Raw genomic sequence first — 5,837 nt, forward strand, 5'->3', positions numbered from 1 at the left:
GCCGTACAAGATGTCGTGGAAGAGCAGGCTGAGCACGATGGCGAGCGCCACCACCGCTCCGACGCGGGAGTCGAGCAACGCGTAGTACGGGAACGCGAACAGACCGACGAGCACGGCGCCGGTCCCGTAGACGAGCCGCCGCCCGAAGCGGTCGGAGAGGTACCCGAACAGCGGCACGGAGACCAGGCCGATCGCGGCACCGAGCATCACGTAGAGCAGCACGTCCGCGCGCTGCAGCTTCAGCGTGTTCGTCGTGTACACCAGCACGAACGAGGTGAAGAGGTAGAACGGCGCCTGCTCGGCGGTGCGCACGAACATCGCCTTGAGGACGTCGCGCCACTGGTACTTCAGCGTGTCCACCAGGGGCAGCTTCGCGACCGCGCCGCGGGTGCGCAGCGCCGCGAACGCCGGCGACTCCAGCACCGTCAGCCGCACGAACAGGCCGATGCCGATGAGCACGATCGAGGCGAGGAACGGCCAGCGCCACCCGCCGGAGAGGAAGCCCGGACCGGAGAAGAAGTAGACGACGGCGGTGCCGAGGGCCAGCCCGATGGGCACGCCCGCCTGCGGCCAGGCCGCCATCAGCCCGCGCTGCTTGCGCGTGCCCCACTCCATGGACATCAGGACCGAGCCGCCCCACTCGCCGCCGACCCCGATGCCCTGCACGATCCGCAGCAGGGTCAGCAGGATCGGCGCCCAGATGCCGATGGTGGCGAAGGTCGGCAGGCACCCGATGAGCACCGTCGCGCCGCCCATGAGCAGCAACGTGACGATCAGGGAGTACTTGCGTCCGATCCGGTCGCCGTAGTGACCGAAGAGGGCGGCGCCGAACGGGCGGGCGGCGAACCCGACGAACTGGGTCGAGAACGCCAGCAGCACGCCGCCGGCCGCCGAGTTGTTGAAGAACAGCGGCCCGAAGACCAGCGCGGCCGCGGTGTTGTAGAGGAAGAAGTCGTACCACTCGATCGTGGTCCCGACCGTGCTGGCGACGACCGCGCGCCGCTTGACGCGTCGCCGGATCGCCGGATCGGTCAGGTCAGGAGCCCCGGCACTGGTCGCCATGGCACGGAATGGTGCGCGTCACACCCGATCCGGGCAAGACCGTCTTCTCCGAGCGGAACGTCTCAGATCACCGAGAAACGATCGGTGAGCTTCTGTCCGTCCGAGCGGGTGATCACGCAGGAGACCAGGCGCCCCCCGGACGACCCCGCGTAGGGCCCGTTCGGCGCATCGAAGGTCGCCTCGCTCGGGACGATCGCGGCCACCGTCAGGGCGGAGCGGTCCACCCCGCTCGCGGTCGGTGCCACCTGGCCGGACGCCGCCACCATCGCGCAGTAGGCCCGGCCGAAGTCGGCCATCGGCCCGGCCCCCGGATAGCCGACCTGGCGGCTCTCGTTGAGCGGCGTGGTGGCCCCGACCACCTCGACGTCGTGCGGGTCGCCGCACGGGGTGTCGGATCCCGAGGTGTACGACGCGCCGGCGCCGAGCTTCCCGCTGGCGCACTGGCCGTCGAAGAGCGCGAAGGCCGGGAGGTCACCGTCGGGGCCGAACGTGTAGACGTCCGGCTCGCTCGTGAACGGCCGCCAGCCGCCCACGAGGGCGCCCACCGCGAACACGACGAGCACGAGCACCACGGCCGCGGCCGCCAGCTGGAGGCGGCGGTCGCGCAGGACCGGCGGGACGGTGGGCAGGGTCATTCCTGCTCGGCCAGCGGGTCGTCCACCTCGTCGACGGCGTTCGCCGGGTCGTCGACGGACTCGTCGAGGTCCATCGCCGGGGTCGCCGCGACCGGGCGCGCCGGGGGCTCCTCGGCGACGACGTCGGGCTCCTCCTGGGGGATGCGGTGGGCCAGGGCGTCCTGGTCCTCGGCGTCCTCGGCGCCACCGAGCCGGGTGGTTCGGCTGTAGCCCTCGGTGGTGTCCATGCCGTCCTCGAGCGGATCGGCGTCCAGCCGGTCCTCGTCGAGGAGGACCGACGGCTCCTCGTCGAGGGCGGAGGTGTCGTTGTCGACGACGACGTCGGCCTGCTCGGCGAACTGCTCGCTCACGGGTGCTGACTCCTTGTCCTGCGCGTCGTACGCATGGTGCACGGTCCGGCGAGCGCTCCCGCGCCCGGGTCCGGCCGTGCCCCTACGGACGGCGGGACCGGTCAGCGGTGGTGGCCGTGCCCGTGGCCGTGCGCACGCACCGCCCCGGCGCGCGCCACCAGGGCCCGCTCGACCGCCCGCTCCCAGGCCCGCTCGCGCAGCCGCGCGGCGCGGGCGAGTGCCGCCGCACGCGCCTCGCGGTCGGTGGTGGTCCGCGCCGTGGGGTGGCTGCGGGTCGACGTGGCGTCTGCGGCCGGGATCGCGCGCGTCGTCACCGGTGGCGGGGCGGGGGTCGCCGGCACGATGGGCGCCCCGACGGCGGGCGGGGCCAGGGTCGCCGCGGCGCCGGCGGCCGGCGCGACGGTCGACGCCGCCGACGACAGCTCCGGCGCGTCGACGGTGCCGAGGGTCACCCCGACGACCGCGGCGCCGAGGGCGACCGTGCCGGTCGCGACCACGAGCGCCCGACGTCGAGCGCGGGTGCCCGTGGCCGGCGGGGCGTCGTCGGCACGCGCGAGGACGATCGGACCGCTGGACGGCGCGGCGAACGGATCCGTCGGAAGGCTCATCAGTGGTCCCATCGGTTCGACGGCGTCCATCGTTACCGATTCGTGACCACGACGCCAGGCGACGGTCAGCCGCGGATCTGCCGCTCCTGCCCGCCCCACTCCTTGGCGCGCAGCTCGAACTTCTGGATCTTCCCGGTGGAGGTCTTCGGCAGCTCCTCGATGAGCTCCACCTCGCGCGGCGCCTTGTAGCGCGCGATGGCCGTCTTGACGTGCTCGATGATCTCGTCGGGCTCGGCCGTCCTGCCCTGTCGCAGGACGACGAACGCCTTCGGCCGCTCCCCCCAGCGCTCGTCGGGGACACCGACGACGGCCGCCTCGAGCACCGCGGAGTGCGAGAGCACGGCCTGCTCCACCTCGACGGTCGAGATGTTCTCGCCGCCGGAGATGATCACGTCCTTGGCGCGGTCGCGGAGCTCGACGTAGCCGTCGGGGTGCATCACCCCGAGGTCGCCCGAGTGGTACCAGCCGCCGGCGAAGGCCTTCGTCGTCGCGTCCGGGTCGCGGTAGTAGCCCGACATCACGTTGTTGCCGTGCATGACGATCTCGCCCATCGTCGTGCCGTCGGCGGGGACGTCGACCAGCTCGACCGACGCCGGGTCGTACTCCGCTGCGCCATCCCCCGTCGCTCCGCTCGCCTCGTCCAGCACCTCGACCACGCGCACCGCGTCGGTCTGGATCATGCCGACGCCCTGGCGGGACTGGAGCTTGGCGCGCTCGGTGTCCGACAGCTCCGCCCACGCGTCCTGCCACTGGCACACCGTGTAGGGGCCGTAGGTCTCGGTGAGGCCGTACACGTGGACGATGCGGAACCCCATCCGCTCCATCTCGAGGATCGTCGTCGGGCTGGGCGGGGCGCCCGCCGTCGTCACCACGAGGGCGTAGTCGAGGGTCCGGGCCTCGGGCGCGTTCATGATCGTCGTGACGACGGTCGGGGCGCCGTTGAGGTGGGTGACGCGGTGCTCGCCGATCTGCGCCCAGATGGCGTCGCCGCGGACCTCGCGCAGGCAGACGTGGGTGCCGCCGATCGCGGTGATGCCCCACGGCGTGCACCAGCCGTTGCAGTGGAACATCGGGAGCGTCCACAGGTAGACCGTCGCCGGGTCGTGGTAGCTCTGGATGATCTCGCCGAGGGAGTTCAGGTAGGCCCCGCGGTGGTGGTACTGCACGCCCTTGGGCTTGCCGGTGGTGCCCGACGTGTAGTTGATCGAGATCGTGCCGCGCTCGTCGTCGACGGCCCAGGGCAGGTCCTCGCCGTCGTCGCCGCGCGCCAGCAGCTCGGCGTAGCCGTCCGCACCGGATCCCGCGTCGGGACCCTCCGGGTCGACGTGGACGACGACCTCGCGGACGCTCGCCAGGCTCTCCCGGATCGGGTCGACGGCGGCCATCAGGGCCGAGTCGACGACCAGCACGGTCGCGCCGGAGTGATCGAGGATGTAGCGGACCTCCTCGGCCGAGAGGCGCGTGTTCACCGCGACCAGCACCGCGCCCGCCAGCGGCACCCCGAAGTGGGCGTGCAGCATCGCCGGCACGTTGGGCAGCAGGCACGCGACGCGGTCCCCCGGCCCGACGCCCGACGCGCGCAGGCCCCGCGCCAGCCGCTGGGCGTCCCGGGCGAACTGCGCGTAGGTCCAGCGCGCCGACCCGTGGACGATCGCCGTCTTGTCCGGGTACACCCCCGCCGAGCGCGCCAGGAACGACAGCGGCGTCAGTTCGGTGATCCAGGTCTCGCGCGTCATGACGCCGATCAAAGCAGCCCTCGGGGGCCCGGGACAGCGCCGTCACGCTGCGGACGCGGCCGGTACCCCTGCGTGGGCCCGGGTCAGTGCCCGCCGGGCGACGCGGCGTACTCCGGCGGCGCGTCCGACCCCGGCGCCGTCGGCAGGCCCGCGGCCTCCCACGCCCGGTACCCACCGACGACGTCCGTGGCCCGGTGGAGGCCGAGGTCCTGCAGCGCGGCGGCGGCCAGCGAGGACGTGTAGCCCTCCGAGCAGAGCACCACCCAGGCGACGTCGTGGTCGACCGCCGCGTCGATCCGTGCGTCGGAGGTGGGGTCGAGGCGCCACTCCAGGTGGTTGCGCTCGATGACGACCGCGCCCGGCACCGTGCCCTCCGCGAGGCGCTGCCAGCCCGGCCGGATGTCGACCAGCCGGGCCCCGTCGAGCACCGCGGCGGCCGCGTCGGTGGGCGCCAGCCGGGTCAGCCGGGCCCGCGCCGCGGCCAGCACCTCGGAGATGGTCGTCACGCCAGCACCTCGCCGCCCTCCGGGGACGCCCCGGGCTCGACCAGTTCGGAGCGCGTCCGGATCAGGGTGCCCCGCTCGACCCCGTAGTAGGACATCGTCGAGAGCGGGGGCGAGTACGCGTGGACGCTCACGGCGGGCTCGCTGCGGCGGTTGGAGACGTCGTGCACGTGCCCGAGCGGGAAGGCCGCCCCGGAGGAGGCCGACAGCGCGCGCCGGCGCAGGCCCGGCCCGGCCACGGCGAGCTCCTCCGGCGTGATCTCGGCGTCGTCGGACCGGCCGGAGGTCCAGCGCCACTCGGTCAGCTCGCCGCGGACGACGGTCAGCGCGCCGATCGAGCCCCCGTGGTCGTGGAGCTCCGCGGCCTGCTCCGTGGCCCAGCTGATGAGCCAGACGTCGAGGTGCGGGTCGGCGTGCAGGCGGCGTGACCAGCGGTGGGTGTGGTCGACGCGGACCTCGTGCATCCCGGCGGCCACCTCGGCGGCGACCTGGCGGGTGATCGTCGTGAGGTCGGCGAGGCTCACCGGCGTCGGGCCGTCGTGCCAGCGACGGCGGTCGCCGTGCAGGGAGCGGGGCAGGAAGGACAGCGAGGTCGGGCCGGGCGTGGTCGGGCGGACGGCGGTGGTCATGACGGACGAGGTCCTCGGGTGGTCGACGGCCGCCACCGGGGTGCGCGTGCGGCCGGAGAGGCGTCCCCCGGGGCGGTGCCACGGCGGGGAACGGGTGTCGTCGTCAGCGACAGCGCTGGTCGAACACGGACGCGCGGCGACCCACCCAGAAGGGGTCCAGCTCGGCGCCGCGGATCACGACGCAGATTCCACCACGACGCGTCCCGCCCGTCACCACGGGGTGGCGTGCGCGTCCGGGGGGCGGTCCGCCGACGGGCAGGGTGTCGGGGGGCCGACCTAGCCTGGACGACGTGCCCGACCCCGCCTCGCTCGAG

Annotated in this window: 7 protein-coding genes; all 7 read right to left on the bottom strand. The window is 73.7% G+C overall.

What is annotated here, in order from left to right:
- Window positions 1–1,062: MFS transporter (locus tag AC0CYZ_RS25735; protein WP_472220637.1), on the bottom strand; the 1,062-nt coding region annotated here is incomplete at its 3' end.
- Between the two features lie 62 nt (window positions 1,063–1,124).
- Entirely contained in the window at window positions 1,125–1,697 is a 573-nt protein-coding gene (locus AC0CYZ_RS25740; RefSeq protein ID WP_472220639.1) for a hypothetical protein, read from the bottom strand.
- Window positions 1,694–2,047 carry a hypothetical protein gene (locus AC0CYZ_RS25745; protein ID WP_472220641.1) on the bottom strand — a complete coding sequence of 118 codons (354 nt, stop codon included), beginning with the start codon at window positions 2,045–2,047 and terminating at the stop codon, window positions 1,694–1,696. The genes AC0CYZ_RS25740 and AC0CYZ_RS25745 overlap by 4 nt, the downstream gene beginning before the upstream one ends.
- A 101-nt stretch (window positions 2,048–2,148) precedes the next feature.
- Complete coding sequence (locus tag AC0CYZ_RS25750; protein ID WP_472220642.1) at window positions 2,149–2,655, bottom strand: hypothetical protein; 507 nt, start codon at window positions 2,653–2,655, stop codon at window positions 2,149–2,151.
- A 65-nt stretch (window positions 2,656–2,720) separates the two neighbouring features.
- Window positions 2,721–4,391 (bottom strand): acyl--CoA ligase family protein, encoded by a 1,671-nt coding sequence (locus tag AC0CYZ_RS25755; protein ID WP_472220644.1) that lies wholly within the window; start codon window positions 4,389–4,391, stop codon window positions 2,721–2,723.
- An 83-nt stretch (window positions 4,392–4,474) separates the two neighbouring features.
- Window positions 4,475–4,897, bottom strand: a complete 423-nt coding sequence (locus AC0CYZ_RS25760; RefSeq protein WP_472220646.1) for a rhodanese-like domain-containing protein — start codon at window positions 4,895–4,897, stop codon at window positions 4,475–4,477.
- Entirely contained in the window at window positions 4,894–5,523 is a 630-nt protein-coding gene (locus AC0CYZ_RS25765; protein WP_472220648.1) for a cysteine dioxygenase, read from the bottom strand. Before AC0CYZ_RS25765 ends, AC0CYZ_RS25760 begins: the two co-directional genes overlap by 4 nt.
- Window positions 5,524–5,837: the final 314 nt, after the last annotated feature.

The organism is Actinomycetospora sp., assembly GCF_055612215.1.